This is a genomic window from Streptomyces sp. SID5464 (genome assembly GCF_009862985.1).
GTDB lineage: Bacteria > Actinomycetota > Actinomycetes > Streptomycetales > Streptomycetaceae > Streptomyces > Streptomyces chartreusis_D.
In genome coordinates this window covers 76,489-92,539 of sequence record NZ_WWIQ01000001.1, presented here as the reverse complement: position 1 = coordinate 92,539, position 16,051 = coordinate 76,489, and the positions used below count along the sequence as shown (strand labels likewise).

At 70.3% G+C, this 16,051-nt stretch carries 13 protein-coding genes; 6 read left to right on the top strand and 7 right to left on the bottom strand.

The features are described 5' to 3' along the window. Positions 1–17: 17 nt before the first annotated feature. Positions 18–1,229 carry an NYN domain-containing protein gene (locus GTY47_RS00410; RefSeq protein ID WP_010039398.1) on the bottom strand — a complete coding sequence of 404 codons (1,212 nt, stop codon included), beginning with the start codon at positions 1,227–1,229 and terminating at the stop codon, positions 18–20. 222 nt (positions 1,230–1,451) lie between these two features. On the opposite strand from GTY47_RS00410, the gene GTY47_RS00405 reads away from it, so the two are divergent. Beyond that, on the top strand, positions 1,452–1,616 hold the full coding sequence (locus GTY47_RS00405; protein WP_231911184.1) for a hypothetical protein: 165 nt from the start codon (positions 1,452–1,454) through the stop codon (positions 1,614–1,616). Between the two features lie 101 nt (positions 1,617–1,717). Here GTY47_RS00405 and dnaE read toward each other — a convergent pair whose 3' ends face one another. Next, entirely contained in the window at positions 1,718–5,257 is a 3,540-nt protein-coding gene (dnaE, locus tag GTY47_RS00400; RefSeq protein WP_010039397.1) for a DNA polymerase III subunit alpha, read from the bottom strand. Between the two features lie 217 nt (positions 5,258–5,474). Here dnaE and GTY47_RS00395 point away from each other — a divergent pair, with 217 nt between their 5' ends. The 4 genes from GTY47_RS00395 (at position 5,475) to GTY47_RS00380 (ending at position 10,248) form a co-directional block, all read left to right on the top strand. Next, positions 5,475–6,800 (top strand): DUF2252 domain-containing protein, encoded by a 1,326-nt coding sequence (locus tag GTY47_RS00395; protein WP_010039396.1) that lies wholly within the window; start codon positions 5,475–5,477, stop codon positions 6,798–6,800. Positions 6,801–6,892: 92 nt separating this feature from the next. Further along, complete coding sequence (locus GTY47_RS00390; RefSeq protein ID WP_010039395.1) at positions 6,893–7,588, top strand: hypothetical protein; 696 nt, start codon at positions 6,893–6,895, stop codon at positions 7,586–7,588. A gap of 78 nt (positions 7,589–7,666) precedes the next feature. After that, positions 7,667–8,485: a thioredoxin domain-containing protein gene (locus tag GTY47_RS00385; RefSeq protein WP_010039394.1), complete on the top strand. Its 819-nt coding sequence runs from the start codon at positions 7,667–7,669 to the stop codon at positions 8,483–8,485. A gap of 92 nt (positions 8,486–8,577) precedes the next feature. Then, complete coding sequence (locus GTY47_RS00380; protein WP_029181135.1) at positions 8,578–10,248, top strand: alkaline phosphatase D family protein; 1,671 nt, start codon at positions 8,578–8,580, stop codon at positions 10,246–10,248. A gap of 26 nt (positions 10,249–10,274) precedes the next feature. On the opposite strand, the gene GTY47_RS00375 is transcribed toward GTY47_RS00380, so the two are convergent. Further along, positions 10,275–10,844, bottom strand: a complete 570-nt coding sequence (locus GTY47_RS00375; protein WP_010039392.1) for a dienelactone hydrolase family protein — start codon at positions 10,842–10,844, stop codon at positions 10,275–10,277. A gap of 107 nt (positions 10,845–10,951) precedes the next feature. On the opposite strand from GTY47_RS00375, the gene GTY47_RS00370 reads away from it, so the two are divergent. Next, positions 10,952–12,079, top strand: coding sequence for a mechanosensitive ion channel domain-containing protein (locus tag GTY47_RS00370; protein ID WP_010039391.1), 1,128 nt, complete (start codon positions 10,952–10,954; stop codon positions 12,077–12,079). A gap of 72 nt (positions 12,080–12,151) precedes the next feature. Here the strand turns inward: GTY47_RS00370 and GTY47_RS00365 are convergent, their stop codons facing one another. From GTY47_RS00365 to GTY47_RS00350, 4 genes are all read right to left on the bottom strand, one after another. Beyond that, a complete protein-coding gene (locus tag GTY47_RS00365) occupies positions 12,152–12,892 on the bottom strand; it encodes an SDR family oxidoreductase (protein WP_029181134.1) in 741 nt (246 codons plus the stop codon). Positions 12,893–12,931: 39 nt separating this feature from the next. Then, a complete protein-coding gene (locus GTY47_RS00360) occupies positions 12,932–14,518 on the bottom strand; it encodes a Na+/H+ antiporter (RefSeq protein ID WP_029181133.1) in 1,587 nt (528 codons plus the stop codon). 95 nt (positions 14,519–14,613) lie between these two features. Continuing rightward, positions 14,614–15,099 carry a GNAT family N-acetyltransferase gene (locus GTY47_RS00355; protein ID WP_010039388.1) on the bottom strand — a complete coding sequence of 162 codons (486 nt, stop codon included), beginning with the start codon at positions 15,097–15,099 and terminating at the stop codon, positions 14,614–14,616. Further along, complete coding sequence (locus tag GTY47_RS00350; RefSeq protein WP_010039386.1) at positions 15,096–16,040, bottom strand: RluA family pseudouridine synthase; 945 nt, start codon at positions 16,038–16,040, stop codon at positions 15,096–15,098. The genes GTY47_RS00355 and GTY47_RS00350 overlap by 4 nt, the downstream gene beginning before the upstream one ends. Between the last annotated feature and the right edge of the window lie 11 nt (positions 16,041–16,051).

Here is a 16,051-nt window from a genome sequence, read left to right as displayed (position 1 = left end):
ATCCGTCGGCAAAGTCCTCATTCCCCGACCGGCGCGTGCTCCACTCCCGTGCGCACGCCGATCTCCTTCCAGAAGCCGGCCCGGATGGCGTACCGGTCCCGCTCGTCGATCTGGTCGTCCTTGTGGGCGAGCAGGCCGAAGCGGGCGGCGTAGCGCAGCAGCTCGCCGTCGACGCGGTGCGGGATGCGCGGGTACATCCCGGACAGTTTCTGGAGGTGGCTCTGGTCGCCGAGGCGCTCGACCCAGCGCCGGGCGAAGACCTGCCCCACCTCGTAGGGGTCGCCGCCGACCGTGGTGATGTCCTCCTCACGGTCGGCCCACCGCTGTTCGGCCGTGGTCAGCTGGGCGAGCGTCGGCATCGAGGCGGCCTCGGGGGGCTCGGCCGTGGGCCGGTCGACCCAGCCCTTGTCGGAGGACCACCGGAGGGTGGCGGAGGCGGGGTGCTGGGCGGACTGGGGGCCTGGGGCGCGCAGGGCGGCCAGGTCTTTGGGCGTGGGGACGCCTTTGGGGGCGGGCGCCCGTTCCTCCGCGCCGTTGTGCCCGGGGCCGGCCGCGGGGTGCTGGGGCTGCGGGGCGGGGCGCTCGGCCGCGGCGGCGAGCGCGGACTCGGGCAGCGGGGCGGAGAGGATCGCGGCGATCTCGGGCCGGGGCGCGGGCTGCGGGGCGCACACGCCGGTGTGCTCCTTGGCGCGGACGGCCTTGGTGATCCAGGTCCGGTCCAGGACGCGCCGCTCGTCGGCCTCGGCGACCAGGTCCTCGGACTGGTTGTAGTCGCCGTCGGCGGCCTGCACGGCCCACAGGTGGACGGCGACGCCGTGCTCCTTGGCGGCCATCATGCCGGGCAGCAGGTCGCCGTCGCCCGTGACGAGGACGACGTCGGAGCAGGCGCGGTTGCGGGCCAGCTCGGTGAGCTCGGCATGCATGGCGGCGTCCACGCCCTTCTGCGCCCAGCGGCCGTCGCTGCGGGTCAGCGCGCCCAGCCGGACGGTGACCCGGGGCATCACGCGCAGCCTGCGGTGCTCGGGCTGCGGGACCCGGTCGGGGGCGCCGTCGAACCAGTAGATCCGCAGCAGCGGCTGCTGTGTGTCCGACTCGGCGCGTTCGCGCAGCCCCTGGATGAGGGCGGTGTGATCGACGGTGATGCGGGATCGTGAGGGCTCCCCGGCGAGGAGACTCGCCGCTGCCCCCAGCAGATACCCCGCGTCCACCAGGACGATGCAGCGGTCCACACGACTCACCCTCTTCCCGGGAGGTTTGCTTCGGGCTTGCTTCGAGTCTGCCCGACGGCGCGGAGGTTAACGGCGGGAACTCGATCTTCGGCGTGGCGTTTCGCTCCGGCCTGCTCCGACTCCCCCTGTCACGCAGGGTAATTGTCCGACATGCGATCGTTGTCGGCCTGTGTGAATCTGGTCCCGGCCCTGGCCCCTAGATCCCCCACAGGAGGCATCACCATGGCCAAGAACAAGAACCGTGACCGTAAGCAGCAGCGTCCGACCGAGCGCGGGCAGCGTGCGGACCGCAGCCCGGCGACCGAGGCGGAGCCCCAGACCGAGGCCGAGCTGACCCCCGGTGACGTGGCGTCCCGCAAGCGGAAGCGCAGCTTCGGCCACAACTGACATCTGTGTGACGGGTTGTTGAGACCCGCGCACATGCGCGAGGGGCGTACCAGGTACCGGGTACGCCCCTCACGCGCATCGAAAGCCGTCCGCGGCCTCGGTCATCCCGCCAGGCAGGACGGCCCGAGCAGCACCTTCAGGTCACCGAAGAGCGCCGGGTCCGGCTTCACCCGGTGCCGGTCCAGCCGCAGCACGGTCGTCTTGGTCGGTCCCTGGAGCTTGATCCGGACCTCGCTGTCGCCCTTGTGGTGGCTGAGGACCTCGCCGAGGCGGCTGACCAGCGGCGGAGTGACCCGGGTGGCCGGGATGGTCAGCACGACGGGCGCGTTGGTGCCCGCATTCGACAGGTCGGGGACCTGCAACTCCATCGCGACCAGCCGCGGCACGTCCTCGCGCTTGTCGAGGCGGCCCTTGACGAACACCACGGCGTCCTCGACGAGTTGGGTCGAGACGAGCTGGTACGTCGCGGGGAAGAACATGCACTCGATCGAACCGGCGAGGTCCTCGACGGTGGCGATGGCCCAGGCGTTGCCCTGCTTGGTCATCTTGCGCTGCAGGCCCGAGATGATGCCGCCGATGGTGACCACGGAGCCGTCGGAGTAGTCACCGCCGGTCAACTGGGAGATGCCCGCGTCGGCCTTGTCGGACAGGATGTGCTCCAGGCCGAACAGCGGGTGGTCGGAGACGTACAGACCGAGCATCTCCCGCTCCTGGGCGAGCAGATAGGTCTTGTCCCACTCCTCGGTGGTGAACTCCACGTCGAGCCCGAAGCCCGGCTCGCTGCTGTCGTCCTCGCCCATGCCGCCGAAGAGGTCGAACTGCCCCTCGGCCTCCTTGCGCTTGACCGCGACCACGTTGTCGATCATCGGCTCGTACTGCGCGGTCAGGCCCTTGCGGGTGTGACCCATGGCGTCGAAGGCGCCGGCCTTGATCAGCGACTCGGTGGTGCGCTTGTTGCAGACCACCGCGTCCACCTTGTCGAGGTAGTCCGGGAACGAGGTGTACTTCCCCTTGGCCTTGCGGCACCTGATGATCGACTCGACGACGTTCGTGCCGACGTTGCGGACGGCGGAGAGGCCGAAGAGGATCACGTCGTCGCCCTGGGCGGCGAAGTTGGACATCGACTCGTTGACGTCCGGCGGGAGCACCTTGATGCCCATGCGGCGGCACTCGTTGAGGTAGACGGCCGACTTGTCCTTGTCGTCCTTCACGGACGTGAGCAGCGCGGCCATGTACTCGGCGGGATGGTTCGCCTTGAGGTACGCCGTCCAGTACGAGACGAGTCCGTACGCGGCGGAGTGCGCCTTGTTGAACGCGTAGCCGGCGAAGGGGACCAGCACGTCCCAGAGCGCCTGGATGGCTTCGTCGCTGTAGCCCTTCTTGCGGGCGCCCTCCTGGAACAGCACGAAGTTCTTCGCCAGTTCCTCGGGCTTCTTCTTGCCCATCACGCGGCGGAGGATGTCGGCCTCGCCGAGCGAGTAGCCGGCGATGATCTGGGCGGCCTTCTGCACCTGCTCCTGGTAGACGATCAGGCCGTAGGTGACGTCCAGGACCTCCTTGAGCGGCTCCTCCAGCTCGGGGTGGATCGGTGTGATCTCCTGCTGGCCGTTCTTGCGCAGCGCGTAGTTCGTGTGGGAGTTCATGCCCATGGGGCCCGGGCGGTACAGGGCCGACACGGCGGAGATGTCTTCGAAGTTGTCCGGCTTCATCAGCCGGAGCAGGGAGCGCATCGGGCCGCCGTCGAACTGGAAGACGCCGAGGGTGTCGCCGCGCTGGAGCAGTTCGAAGGTCGTGGGGTCGTCGAGCGGGAGGCTCAGGAGATCGATGTCGATCCCCTTGTTGGACTTCACCATCTTGACGGCGTCGTCCATGATCGTGAGGTTGCGCAGACCCAGGAAGTCCATCTTCAGCAGGCCGAGCGACTCACAGCTCGGGTAGTCCCACTGCGTGATGGTCACGCCGTCGGTGTGCCTGACCCAGACCGGGACGTGGTCGGTGATGGTCTCGCTGGACATGATCACGCCGGCGGCGTGCACGCCCATCTGCCGGACCAGGCCCTCGACGCCCTTGGCGGTGTCGATGACCTTCTTCACGTCCGGCTCGTTCTCGTACATCGCCCGGATCTCGCCCGCCTCCGAGTACCGGGGGTGCTCGGGGTTGGTGATGCCGTCGAGGTTGATGCCCTTGCCGAGGACGTCGGCGGGCATGGCCTTGGTGAGGCGGTCGCCCATCGCGTACGGGTAGCCCAGCACGCGCGCGGAGTCCTTGATCGCGTTCTTGGCCTTGATGGTGCCGTACGTGCCGATCATGGCGACCTTGTCGGCGCCGTACTTCTCCGTCACGTACCGGATCACCTCGACGCGCCGGCGCTCGTCGAAGTCGATGTCGACATCGGGCATGGAGATGCGCTCGGGGTTGAGGAACCGCTCGAAGATCAGGCCGTGCGGGATGGGGTCGAGGTCGGTGATGCCGAGGGCGTAGGCGACGATCGAGCCGGCCGCGGAGCCTCGGCCGGGGCCGACCGCGATGCCCTGCTTCTTGGCCCACATGATGAAGTCGGCGACCACGAGGAAGTAGCCCGGGAAGCCCATCGAGATGATGGTGTCCATCTCGTACTCGACCTGCTTCATGCGGTCGTCGGGGATGCCGTCCGGGAAGCGGCGGTGCATGCCGCGCAGGGTCTCCTCGCGGAACCAGCTGACCTCCGTGTACCCCTCGGGGATGTCGAACTTCGGCATCAGGTCGCGCTTCTCGAACATGCCCGTGGTGTCGACCATCTCGGCGATCAGCCGGGTGTTGGCGCAGCCCTCCTGCCAGGCGTCCGAGGAGTCGATGGCGTACATCTCGTCCGTGGACTTCAGGTAGTAGCCGGTGCCGTCGAACTTGAAGCGGTCGGGGTCGGAGAGGTTCTTGCCGGTCTGGATGCACAGCAGGGCGTCGTGGGCGCTCGCCTCGTGCGCGTACGTGTAGTGCGAGTCGTTGGTGACCAGCGGGGGGATGCCGAGCTTCTTGCCGATCTCCAGCAGGCCGTCGCGGACCCGGTGCTCGATCTCGATGCCGTGGTCCATCAGCTCCAGGAAGTAGCGGTCCTTGCCGAAGATGTCCTGGTAGTCGGCGGCGGCCTTCAGGGCCTCGTCGAAGTGGCCGAGGCGCAGCCGGGTCTGGACCTCGCCGGAGGGGCAGCCGGTGGAGGCGACGATCCCCTCGGACCACTTGGCGATGGTCTCCTTGTCCATCCGGGGCCACTTCTGCAGCCAACCTTCGGCATAGGCGTCCGAGGAGAGCCGGAAGAGGTTGTGCAGGCCGGTCTTGTCCACCGCCCACATCGTCTTGTGGGTGTAACCACCGGAACCGGAGACGTCGTCCCGCTTCTGGTGCGGCTGGCCCCACTGGATCTTGCGCTTGTTGCGGCGCGACTCGGGCGCGACGTACGCCTCGATGCCGATGATCGGGGTGACCCCGGCCTTCTGCGCGGAGTGGAAGAAGTCGTAGGCCCCGTGGAGGTTGCCGTGGTCGGACATGGCGATGTGCGTCATGCCCATCTCGTTGCACGCGTTGAACATGTCCTTCAGCCGCGCGGCACCGTCCAGCAGCGAGTACTGGGTGTGGACGTGCAGGTGCGTGAACGGCGGCTTTGACACGGCTGCGGCCTCCAGGGAAAACGTACGTCGAATGGGGCCCGACAGGCTGCGGACAGTCTGGGGGACAGCGTCGAAGTCTATGCCTCGCCACTGACACCCGGGGGCCTGACCCGCGTACCTTCGTGCGGGGCTCGCGGGCACTCCCGCGGACCGCCGCACGTTAGCCGGAGGGCGGACCTGCCGCCCCGAGACGTTATGCACCAGGAGGCACCCAGCGATGTCGTTCCCGCAGCTCGACGACGAGCACCGCGGCGAGGAGATCCTCACCGTCTTCGACACCGCCTTCGGCGAGCTCCTGGCCGCCGACCCGGCCGCGTTCCGCGTGAAGTTCCGGAAGATGGCGGCCTCGGCCTTCGCGTTCTACCGGGGCACGGCGTGCCTCTTTTACCACGATCTCGACGACGAGAAGCAGGGCGGGCCGTTCCTGGACGAGCGCACCTCGCGCGTGTGGATCCACGGCGACCTGCACGCGGAGAACTTCGGCACGTACATGGACGCCAACGGCCGCCTGATCTTCAACGTCAACGACTTCGACGAGGCCTACGTCGGCCCGTTCACCTGGGACCTGAAGCGCTTCGCCGCCTCCATCGCCCTCATCGGGTACGCGAAGGCGCTCAGCGACGAGCAGATCTCCGAGCTGGTGACGGTCTACGCGGTCGCGTACCGCGAGCGGATCCACGCCCTGGCCACCGGCGCCAAGAGCGACGAGGTGCCGCCGTTCACGCTGGACACCGCGCAGGGCCCGCTGCTCGACGCGCTGCGGGACGCCCGGTCGCTGACCCGCTTCGGGCTGCTGGAGTCGATGACGGAGATCCGCGACTTCGAGCGCCGTTTCGCGGCCGGGGGCGGCTCCGTCGAGCTGGACGCGGCCACGCGCTACAAGGTCCTCGCCGCCTTCGACGGCTACCTGGAGACGCTCCCGGACAGCTCGCTGGCCCGCCCGGACTCCTACCGCGTGAAGGACGTCGTCGGCCGGCGCGGCATCGGCATCGGCTCCGCGGGGCTGCCGTCGTACAACATCCTGCTGGAGGGCCACAGCGACGCCCTGGAGAACGATGTGGTGATCTACATCAAGCAGGCCCAGACCCCGGCCGTCTCCCGGCACGTCACGGACCAGGCCATCCGCGGCTACTTCCAGCACGAGGGGCACCGCACCGTCATCTCCCAGCGCGCCCTCCAGGCGCACGCCGACCCGTGGCTGGGCTGGACGGAGCTGGACGGCGCGGGCCAGCTGGTCGCCGAGGTCTCGCCGTACGCGGTGGACCTCGACTGGGGCGACATCGACGACGCGGAGGAGATCGCCCAGGTGGTGGCCGACCTCGGCCGGGCCACGGCCACGATGCACTCGGCGGCGGACGACCAGTCCGGTGAGTCCCTGGTGCCGTTCTCCACGGAGCGGGCGATCGACGCGGCGATCGCGGCCGACGAGGAGGGCTTCGCGCCGCTGCTGATCGACTTCGCGCACAGCTACGGCGCACGGGCGCGTGCCGACCACCAGACCTTCGTGGACCTGTTCCGCAACGGCCGGATCCCGGGTCTGTAAGGGCCCCTGAGCCGGGGCTTTGGCCGTCCGCTCACTCACAGGCATCCTTTAGGGGTCCCTTACAGGCCCCCGTGACAGACTCTCCTTTCGCTATGGACATATCCGGGATCCAGCTCAGAGCCGTACGCGCGGCGCTGTTCACGGCAGTGGTCGTGACGCTCAGCACCGCGTCGCACGTGCTGCTGTCCCGGGTCCCGCTCCCGATGGGCACGGTGGCCGCGGTCGCCGCCACCGTGTTCGTGATCGCGTACGCCCTGGCGGGCCGCGAGCGCTCCTTCGGGCGGATCGCGGCCCTGCTGATCCCGCTGGAACTGGCCGCCGACACGGTGTTCACCACGGGGCAGCACGCCTGTTACGGCCGGTCGGGCGGCCCGGTCGCCGGCCCCCTGCGGTCGGTCGGCCTGGACGTGCTGTGCGGGGGCGGTGAGATCGGCACACCACTGGCCCGGATGGCCGGGGCCACCGGCACCGAACGGCTCTCGGCCGCGGTCGCGCACGCCGACCCCGCCACCGCCTGGCTGCTGCTCGGCGCGCACGTCGGCGTGGGACTGGCCGCCGCCGTCTGGCTGCGCCGGGGCGAGCGGGCCCTGGCCCAGTTGCTGCGGGCGGTGGGGGCGACCACGTTCCGGCCGCTGCTGCTGGCGGTCGCCGCCGTGACGGTGACGCGGGCCCCGGCAGGGCGCCGCCTGCCGTCGCGGGCCGTCGACCGCACGCCCACCGCCCGCGAGCGGATCCTCGCCCACTGTCTGGGACGGCGTGGACCGCCGTGCTCGCCCGCCTTCGCGTGAGGCACCTTTCGAGCACCGGCAGTCCCCCTTACGTATTCCGCACACGACGTGTGCGCGTCCCCGACGGAGAACATCACCATGAGCAAGCGGAACACCCAGGCGGCGAAGACGGCGGCCCGTGAGCGGCTGCGCGCCGAACGCGAGCGCGAGGCCAAGCGGGCGAAGGCCAAGCGGCAGATCATCGTCGCCGCCTCCATCGTCGGCGTCCTGGCGATAGCCGGCGGCATCGGCTACGCGGTCGTCCAGGCCAACAAGCCCACGCACTGGGAGGCCCAGAAGGACGCGGAGGTCGTCGCCCCGGCCAACACCACGGGCACCAAGGGCACCACGGTCGTCATCGGCAAGGACTCGGCCAAGAAGACCCTGAAGGTCTACGAGGACCCGCGCTGCCCCGTGTGCGCCCAGTTCGAGCAGACCGTCGGTCCGACCGTGAAGAAGGACATCGACGACGGCAAGTTCAAGATGCAGTTCATCGGCGCCACCTTCATCGACAACAAGGACAACGGCGAGGGCTCCAAGAACGCGCTGAGCGCCCTGGGCGCCGCGCTGAACGTCAGCCCCGAGGCGTTCCTCGACTACAAGGCCGCGCTGTACTCCAAGAAGTGGCACCCGGACGAGACGACCGACGAGTTCAAGAACGACAGTTACCTCATCAAGGTCGCGAACACCGTCCCGGAGCTGAAGAACAACAAGAAGTTCCAGGACGCGGTCGAGAAGGGCACCTACGACGCCTGGGCGATGGCCATGTCGAAGACCTTCGACGACAACAAGGACGGCGTCACGGGCACCCCGGGCTTCGTCATGGACGGCAAGCAGCTCACCGCCGACAGCCAGGGCACGCCGCTGATGACGGTGGCCGACTTCAACCGGGTGGTGGGCGAGGCCCTCAAGAAGTGACGGCGGGTCCGGGACCGGCCACCACGTGAAGAGCGGGCGAACTTCGGGAGTTCGCCCGCTCTGGCGTGTACCGATCAGTAACCTGATCGTCCGTGACCAGTCGATACAGATCATCGAAGCCGTCAGAGGACCTCAACTCCCTCACCCCGCGCCGCCGTACGGTCGTCATGGCCGCGGCGGCGACCGCTGTCCTGGCCGGACCGCTGGCAGCGACCCTGCCCGCGCGCGCCGTCGACCAGGCTCCCGCCTTCCTGCACGGCGTCGCCTCCGGTGACCCCCTGCCGGACGGCGTCCTGCTGTGGACCCGCGTGACCCCCGTCCCGGAGGCCGTACCCGGCTCCGGACTCGGCCCGGACACCGAGGTGAGCTGGGTCGTCGCCGAGGACCGGGCGTTCACCACCGTCGTCGCCAAGGGCTCCACCACCGCGACGGCCGCCTCCGACCACACCGTGAAGGCCGACATCCGCGGCCTGGAACCGGCCACCGACTACTGGTTCCGCTTCTCCGCCGGCGGCACCGACTCCCCCGCCGCCCGCACCCGCACCGCCCCGGCGGCCGACGCGTCCGTCACCGGCCTCCGCTTCGGCGTGGTCTCCTGCGCCAACTGGGAGGCCGGCTACTTCTCCTCGTACCGCCATCTCGCGGCCCGCGGCGACCTGGACGCCTGGCTGCACCTCGGCGACTACATCTACGAGTACGGCACCGGCGAGTACGGCACCCGCGGCACGGTCGTCCGCCCGCACGCCCCGGCCCACGAGATCGTCACCCTCGCCGACTACCGCACCCGGCACGGGCGTTACAAGACCGACCCGGACCTCCAGGCGCTGCACGCGGCGGCCCCGGTCGTGGCGATCTGGGACGACCACGAGTTCGCCAACGACGCCTGGTCGGGCGGCGCCGAGAACCACACGGAGGGCGCCGAGGGCACCTGGTCCGTCCGCCAGGCCGCCGCCAAGCAGGCCTACTTCGAGTGGATGCCGGTGCGCCCGGCGATCGCGGGCACCACCTACCGCCGGCTGCGCTTCGGCAAGCTGGCCGACCTCTCGCTGCTGGACCTGCGCTCCTTCCGCTCGCAGCAGGTCAAGGTCGGCAACGGCGGGGTCGACGACCCGGACCGCACGCTCACCGGCCGCGCCCAGCTGGACTGGCTCAAGGCGGGCCTGAAGGCGTCCGACACCACCTGGCGGCTGGTCGGCAACTCGGTGATGGTCTCGCCGTTCGCCATAGGCTCCCTCTCCGCCGATCTGCTGAAGCCCCTCGCCAAGCTGCTGGGCCTGCCGCAGGAGGGCCTCGCCCTCAACACCGACCAGTGGGACGGCTACACCGACGACCGGCGCGAGCTCCTCGCCCACCTGCGCGCGAACGCGATCCGCAACACGGTCTTCCTCACCGGCGACATCCACATGGCCTGGGCCAACGACGTGCCGGTGGACGCCGGTACGTATCCGCTGTCCCCCTCGGCCGCCACGGAGTTCGTCGTCACCTCGGTCACCTCCGACAACCTCGACGACATGGTCAAGGTCCCGCAGGGCACGGTCTCCGCGGTCGCCGCACCCGTGATCCGCGCCGCCAACCGGCACGTCCACTGGGTCGACACCGACCGCCACGGCTTCGGCGTCCTGGACATCACGGCCGAGCGCGCGCAGATGGACTACTACGTCATCTCGGACCGCGCGAAGCGCGACGCGACCGCCACGTGGTCCCGCTCGTACCGCACCCGCAGCGGCACGCAGAAGATGGAGCGCGTCTACGACGCGGTCTGAGCCCCGGACAACGGCCGGCCAACCGGCTACAAGCTGTCGAGGAAGCCGAGCGCCACCCGCCAGGTGGCCTCGGCGGCCTCCTCGTCGTAGTCCGGCAGGTCTGGGTCGGTGTAGAGGTGACCCGCCCCCGCGTACCGGTACACCTCGACGTCGGCGCCGGTGCGGCCCATCTGGAGGTACCAGGCGCTGAGCCAGTCGTCCGTCTCGAACGGGTCGGGCTCCGCCACGTGCAACTGGACCGGCAGGTCGTCCGCCGTGGCGCCCGGCGCGATGTCCGACGTGCCGTGCAGGAGCAGCAGCCCGCGCGCCTTGTCGTCGCCGAGGGCGAGGGTCTGCGCGATGGAGGCGCCGAGCGAGAACCCGGCGTACACCAGCCCGCGCTCGGAGTACGGAGCGGCGGCCAGCACGGCCCGCTTCAGCAGCTCCTCCTTGCCGATCTTCTCCTTGTGCTCCATGCCCTCCTCGACCGTGTCGAACGTGCGTCCCTCGAAGAGGTCGGGCGTCCACACCTCGTGTCCGGCCGCGCGCAGCCGGTCGGCGGCCTGGAGCACCGCGGGCCGCAGCCCATGGGTCGAGTGAAAGAGCATGATGTTCATGAGGCCATGGTGCCAGCCGGGTGTGACAGGCCGGGATCGCGGCACTACCCAGGACGCCGCCGAAGTCACATGTTCATGCCCCCCGGGAGCCGGTTAGGTTCGGGGGCATGGAGAACCTCCTGCGACCGCTGATCGTGGTCGGTGGCTCGGTCGTGCTCACGCTGGTGATCGGCTGGGCCACCGACTTCCTGCTGCGCAAGGCCGACGAACGGCACCACGACACCCCGCTGTGGGGGCTGCTGCGCCGTGGCCGCATCCCGTACCAGCTCGTGCTCTTCGCGGCCCTGCTGAGAGGGTCGTACGACGAGGCGCAGCTGCTGGAGAGCCGCCGCGAGGGCATCGGCCAGGCGCTGACCCTCGTGCTGATCGGGTCGACCGCGTGGCTGGTGATCCGTATCGCCTCGGCGATCGTCGAGACGTCGTACAGCCGGTACGCCCATGCCCGGGCCCACCGCGACCCGGCCAGGGTCCGGCGGGTGCGCACCCAGGTGACGCTGATCATGCGGGTGGTGTCGGCGATCGTCGGTGTGGTGGCCGCGGCGAGCATGCTGCTGACGTTCCCGGCGTTCCGCGCGGCGGGTGCCTCGCTGCTGGCCTCGGCCGGCATCCTCGGCATCGTCGCCGGTGTCGCCGCGCAGTCCACGCTGAGCAACATGTTCGCGGGGTTCCAGATCGCCTTCGGCGACATGGTGCGCATCGGGGACACCGTCGTCGTGGACGGCGAGTGGGGCACGGTCGAGGAGATCACGCTGACGTTCCTGACCGTGCGCACCTGGGACGAGCGGCGGATCACCATGCCGGTGTCGTACTTCACGTCCAAGCCGTTCGAGAACTGGTCGCGCGGCACGCCCCAGATGACCGGCACCGTCTTCTGGCACGTCGACCACACGGCCCCCGTGGACGACATGCGCGAGAAGCTCCGCGACATCCTGCGCGAGTGCCCGGCCTGGGACGGCCGCGCCTACGACCTGTCCGTCACGGACACCACCCCGAACACCATGCAGGTGCGGGCCCTGGTGACCGCCAAGGACGCGGACGACATCTGGACCGTGCGGGTCACGGTCCGCGAGCGGATGGTCCGCTGGCTGACCGACGAGCACCCGTACGCCCTGCCCCGCGTCAACACGGCGGACGCGGCCACGCCCCCGGCCGCGTCCCGCAACGGCCACCGCCCGTCCCAGGACGGCGTCCCGCCCCAGCGCCGCTTCCACGGTTCGAGCCGGCCGGAGCGCTGACGGCACGGGTCGGCGGCCGCACAGCAGGAGGGCTGTCCGCAGTCGCGGGCAGCCCTCCTGCTGACGCTCTGGTCAGTGACCGCGCTCGGCGCCGCCGTTGACCTGGATGATCTGGGAGGTGATGTGCCCGGCGCCCGGCGAGGCCAGCCAGTGCAGGGTCTCGGCGACGTCCCCGGGAGTCCCGGCCCGCCCGTTCGAGGTCTCGCCGATGAGCCGCGCCCGCCGCTCCTCGGCCATCGCGTCCCCGAAGAACTCGGTGTCCTCGATGTAGCCGGGCGCGACCACGTTCACGGTGACGCCGCGCGGCCCCAGCTCCCGGGCCAGATCATGGGCGTACGGATGCAGCCCTGCCTTGGCCGCCGCGTACGCCCCGCTCCCGGACCCCCGGTAGGCGGCGATGGAGCTGAGGAACAGCACCCGCCCACCTGGCTCGGCGAGCCGCGGCTTCAGAGCCTCCGTGAGCAGGACGGCCGTCAGGGTGTTGAGCCGGAAGTTCACGGTCCAGGTGTGCGCGACGGCGTCCAGCGGATCGTCACCCGGGGCGTCCGGTTCCAGCAGTCCGCTGCCTCCGGCACTGTGCACGAGCACGTCCACGGACCCGAACTCCCGCTCCACGAAGGCGGCGACACCCCGTACGTCCTCCGGCTCGGCGAGATCGGCCGCACAGGTCAGCGCGCCGGGCACCTCGGCCTTCTCCAGCACCTCGGCCCGTCGCCCGAGCAGCAGCACCCGATCCCCACCCGCGGCGAACATCCGGGCCGCCGCGAGCCCAATTCCGGTTCCTCCACCACTTATTACTACGTTCCGTGCCATACGAGCGACCCTACGACCCATCAGCCACCGAGGTCGAACTCAGCGCAGGCTCCGCACGTCCAGATGCCGCAGCACCCGGTCCACCACCTCGGGATCCGCCCCGGGTTCACTCCGCGCCGCCAGCACCTCGTGCCGCGCCGCACTCAGCATCTCCTGCTGGATCCGCCGCACCCGTTTCACCCGCCGAGCGCGCTCCCGGTACGCCTCCCGCCGCTCGTCCTCGGCCAGTTCGGGACTGATCCGCACCCCGATGTCGAAGGCCCGCCGCAGCATCTGCTCGGACAGTTCCTCCGGCATGTCCTCGCTCTCCTCGATCTCCCGCAGCCTCCGCTTCGCCGCCTGCGCCGCCCGGATCGCCAGCGCCTTCGCGAACTCCTTCTCGACATCCGTGTCGGCGCGCACCCCCAGCCACCGCACCAGCCACGGCAACGTGAGCCCCTGTACCACCAGCGTCACCACGATCACGCCGAACGCGATGAAGATGATCTCGTCCCGGCTGGGGAACGGCGAGCCCGCGTCGGTCTCCAGCGGAATGGCCAGCACCAGCGCCACCGAGGCCACTCCCCGCATCCCGGACCACCACATCACCACGGTCTCGCGCCAGCTCACCGGGATGTCCTCGTCGTAGTCCCGTCGCGCGTGCAGCCGCTTCGTCAGCCAGGTCGCCGGCAGCAGCCACAACAGCCGTACGAACACGACCACGCAGACGACCAGCGCCGCCCACCCGAGCAGCTCGCCCCACCGGCCGGACGCCGTGTGGATCGCGTTGTGCAGCTCCAGCCCGACCAGCCCGAACGCGACGCCGGTGACGAGCGTGTCGACGATGTTCCAGAACGTGTGCCCGGCCAGCCGCGTCATGACGTCGTCGGCATCGGACCCGTACTCCGCGAGGAACAGCGCGGTGGTGAGCACGGCGAGCACCCCGGACCCGTGCATCTCCTCGGCCAGGACGTACGAGGCGTACGGCACCAGCAGGGTCAGCCCGATCTGGAGGGTCGCGTCCCCGAGCAGTTCCATCAGTTTGTTCGCGCCCCAGCCCAGCGCGAGGCCCACGGCCACCGCCACCACGGCCGACAGCACCAGATCGAGCCCGGCCTTCCAGGGGGAGAACGTCCCGCTGACGGCGGCGGCGATCGCCACGTGGTACAGGACGATGGCCGTCACGTCGTTGAACAGCCCCTCGCCCTCCAGGATCGACACCAGCCGGCGCGGCAGCCCCAGTTGCCCGGCGACGGCGGTCGCCGCGACCGGGTCCGGCGGCGCGACCAGCGCGCCGAGTGCGAACGCCGCGGCCAGCGGCAGCCCCGGCACGATCGCGTTGGCCGCGGCGGCCACACAGGTCATGGTGACGAACACCAGCGCCACGGCCAGCAGGAAGATCGGTCTCTTGTTCGCCGCGAACTGCCGCCAGGACGTGCGGCGCACGGCGGCGTACAGCAGCGGCGGCAACAGCAGCGGCAGGATCAGGTCCGGCGGGATCTCGACGTTCGGTACGAAGTCGAGCAGCGCGAGCACTATGCCCAGGAGCGTCATCAGCACCGGCGCGGGCACGCTGAACCGGTCCCCGACCGGGACACTGATCACGGCCCCGAGCAGCAGCACGAAAAGCAGGGCCAACTGATCCACGGTCAGCGCTCCGGTAGGTCAGACGTTCACACGACTGACCTCAAGCCTGCCACGCAACTCCCGGGACAAACCGTTTCGGCACCCTTCATGACGGGCTAAAGCGAACGCCGCATCCCCTGGTGCGGAATGCCCGCCTCCAAGTACTCCGGCCCGTAGGCCTCGTAGCCGAGCCGCTCGTAGAAGCCCAGCGCGTGGGTCTGGGCGTGCAGGTCCACGGCGGCGAGGCCACGCGCGCGTGCCGCGTCCTCGATGGCCCGCACCAGGGCGACGCCGACACCGAGTCCGCGCGCGTGGGCGGCCACGGCGAGCCGGCCGAGGGAGCCCACGGACGCGTCGGCTCCCGTCTGTGCCACGGCCGCCTCCCCGAGCAGCAGCCGCCCCGTCCCGAGCGGCACGCCGTCCCCCCGGACCGCCAGCACATGGACGGCCCCCGAGTCGTACGCGTCGTACTCGATGTCCTCCGGCACGCCCTGCTCGCCGACGAACACCTCCTTGCGCACCGCGAAGCACGCCTCACGGTCGGCCGGGCCCTCGGCGACCCGCACCACGTACGGCAGCGACGGCGACGGCGTCCCGCTCATGCGTACGTCTCCTCCCGGACCTGGTCCAGCGCCTTCTGGAGGTCCTCCGGGTACTCGCAGGAGAACTCCGCCCACTGCCCGTCCCCGGGGTGCTCGAAGCCGAGCCGCACCGCGTGCAGCCACTGGCGGGTCAGACCGAGCCGCTTGGCGAGCGTCGGGTCGGCGCCGTACGTCAGGTCGCCGACGCAGGGGTGCCGGTGGGCGGCCATGTGGACGCGGATCTGGTGCGTGCGGCCGGTCTCCAGCTTCACGTCCAGCAGGGACGCCGCCCGGAAGGCCTCGATCAGGTCGTAGTGCGTGACGGACGGCTTGCCCTCGGCGGTGACGGCCCACTTGTAGTCGTGCTGCGGGTGGCGGCCGATGGGCGCGTCGATGGTGCCGCTGGTCGGGTCGGGGTGGCCCTGGACGAGCGTGTGGTACCGCTTGTCGACCGTGCGCTCCTTGAACTGGCGCTTCAGGGACGTGTACGCGTACTCCGACTTGGCGACCACCATCAGACCGGACGTGCCGACGTCGAGCCGGTGCACGATGCCCTGGCGCTCCGCGGCCCCCGAGGTCGAGATCCGGTACCCGGCGGCGGCCAGGCCCCCGATGACGGTCGGGCCGGTCCAGCCCGGCGACGGGTGCGCGGCCACGCCCACCGGCTTGACGATCACGACCACGTCATCGTCGTCATGCACGATCTCCATGCCCTCGACCGGCTCGGCCACCACCTGCACCGGCGCGGGCGCCTGCGGCATCTCGACCTCCAGCCAGGCGCCGCCGTGCACCCGCTCGGACTTGCCGACCACCGATCCGTCGACCGTGACCTTCCCCGCGGCGGCGAGCTCGGCCGCCTTGGTCCGGGAGAAGCCGAACATGCGGGAGATGGCGGCGTCGACGCGCTCGCCCTCCAGTCCGTCGGGCACGGGCAGGGTACGGATCTCGGGAATCGTGCTCACCCGTCGAGTAT